This window comes from Microvirga sp. P4_G7 (assembly GCF_056401005.1).
In genome coordinates, this window is the sequence record NZ_JBFUKD010000701.1 from 1 (window position 1) to 1,855 (window position 1,855).

General features: G+C 60.2%; 2 protein-coding genes and 1 pseudogene. All 3 read left to right on the top strand.

Annotated elements, in window-relative coordinates:
- Nucleotides 1–322: 50S ribosomal protein L10 (gene rplJ, locus AC1DT3_RS19725; protein ID WP_477466911.1), on the top strand; the 322-nt coding region annotated here is incomplete at its 5' end.
- A gap of 53 nt (nucleotides 323–375) precedes the next feature.
- Complete coding sequence (rplL, locus tag AC1DT3_RS19730) at nucleotides 376–753, top strand: 50S ribosomal protein L7/L12 (protein ID WP_477466912.1); 378 nt, start codon at nucleotides 376–378, stop codon at nucleotides 751–753.
- Nucleotides 754–1,011: 258 nt separating this feature from the next.
- A pseudogene (locus tag AC1DT3_RS19735) lies at nucleotides 1,012–1,855 on the top strand (DNA-directed RNA polymerase subunit beta); the annotation flags it as partial.

The following is a 1,855-nucleotide window of genomic DNA, read 5'->3' on the forward strand; positions in this document are numbered from 1 at the left end:
CGTCGCGTCCATCACGGACCTTATGAAAGGTCCGACCCTGATCGCTTATTCGAGTGATCCGGTCGCGGCGCCCAAGGTCGCTGTCGATTTCGCCAAGGCCAACGAAAAGCTCGTTATCCTCGGCGGCGCAATGGGCACGACTACCCTGAATGTGGACGGAGTGAAGGCGCTTGCCACCCTTCCGTCCCTTGATGAACTGCGCGCCAAGTTGGTCGGCCTCATCCAGGCTCCGGCTACGAAGATCGCACAGCTCAGCACTGCGCCGGCGGCCAAGCTCGCCCGCGTATTCGGGGCCTATGCCAAGACAGGCGAAGCGGCGTGAGGCCGTAACCCTCAACCATCAACTGTTCGAACCGAACTTAAGGACTGAAAACAATGGCTGATCTTGCCAAGCTTGTTGACGATCTTTCGTCGCTGACCGTTCTCGAGGCTGCTGAGCTCGCGAAGCTCCTCGAAGAGAAGTGGGGCGTTTCCGCTGCCGCGGCTGTTGCCGTTGCGGCTGCTCCRGGCGCTGGCGGCGGTGCTGCCGCTGTCGAAGAGMAGACCGAATTCACGGTCGTTCTCGCGTCTGCCGGCGACAAGAAGATCKAAGTGATTAAGGAAGTCCGGGCGATCACAGGTCTCGGCCTGAAGGAAGCCAAGGACCTCGTCGAAGGCGCGCCGAAGCCTGTCAAGGAAGGCGTGTCGAAGGACGAAGCCGAGAAGATCAAGGCGACCCTCGAGAAGGTCGGCGCCAAGGTCGAACTCAAGTGATTTGACGGCCGCAAGGTCGTGAAGTCGCCTCGGGCTCCGGTCCGAGACTAGAAATCAGCGGTCCCAGGCTCCTTTTTGCCTGGGGCCGTTGTGTCGTCAAAAATGCCAGAGCGCTTTGCGATGGTGTTTCGGCGACGGATCCGGGCCCGATCGGGGGTCCGATATCGGTGGTGAGAGCTGGCGGCACAGGCCGCTGGGCGGCTGATCCGGCCCCTGGGCAAGGGGCTCGATCAGCCGTGTATGAGGAACGAGGTCCAGATGGCCAACACACTGATCGGCCGGAAGCGTATTCGCAAGTTCTTCGGGAAAATCCAGGAAGTGGCGGAGATGCCGAACCTAATCGAGGTTCAAAAGGCATCCTACGACCAGTTTCTGATGGTCGACGAGCCCAAGGGCGGTCGGTCGGAGGAGGGCCTCCAGGCCGTCTTCAAGTCGGTTTTCCCGATTTCGGACTTTTCGAATACCGCTCTGCTTGAATTCGTAAAATATACGTTCGAGCAGCCGAAATACGACGTCGACGAATGCCGCCAGCGCGGCATGACCTTCGCTGCCCCGCTGAAGGTCACCCTTCGTCTCATCGTGTTCGATGTGGATCCGGATACCGCAGCGCGTTCGGTCAAGGACATCAAGGAGCAGGACGTCTACATGGGCGACATGCCGCTCATGACGGACAACGGCACCTTCATCGTGAACGGCACCGAGCGCGTCATCGTCTCGCAGATGCACCGTTCGCCCGGCGTGTTCTTCGATCACGACAAGGGCAAGACCCACTCGTCCGGCAAGCTTCTGTTCGCCGCTCGCATCATTCCGTATCGCGGTTCCTGGCTCGACATCGAGTTCGACGCCAAGGACATCGTTTATGCCCGTATCGACCGTAAGCGTAAGCTTCCGGTGACGTCGCTTCTGTATGCGCTCGGCTTGAACGGCGAGGAAATCCTCCAGACGTTCTACAACCGCGTCATCTACAAGCGTGCGAAGACCGGCTGGCGCGTGCCTTACGATGCCGATCGCATGAAGGGCTTCAAGGCCACCGTCGATGTCGTCGACGCCGATTCCGGCGAAGTCGTGCTCGAAGCGGGCAAGAAGTTGACCGCCCGTACCG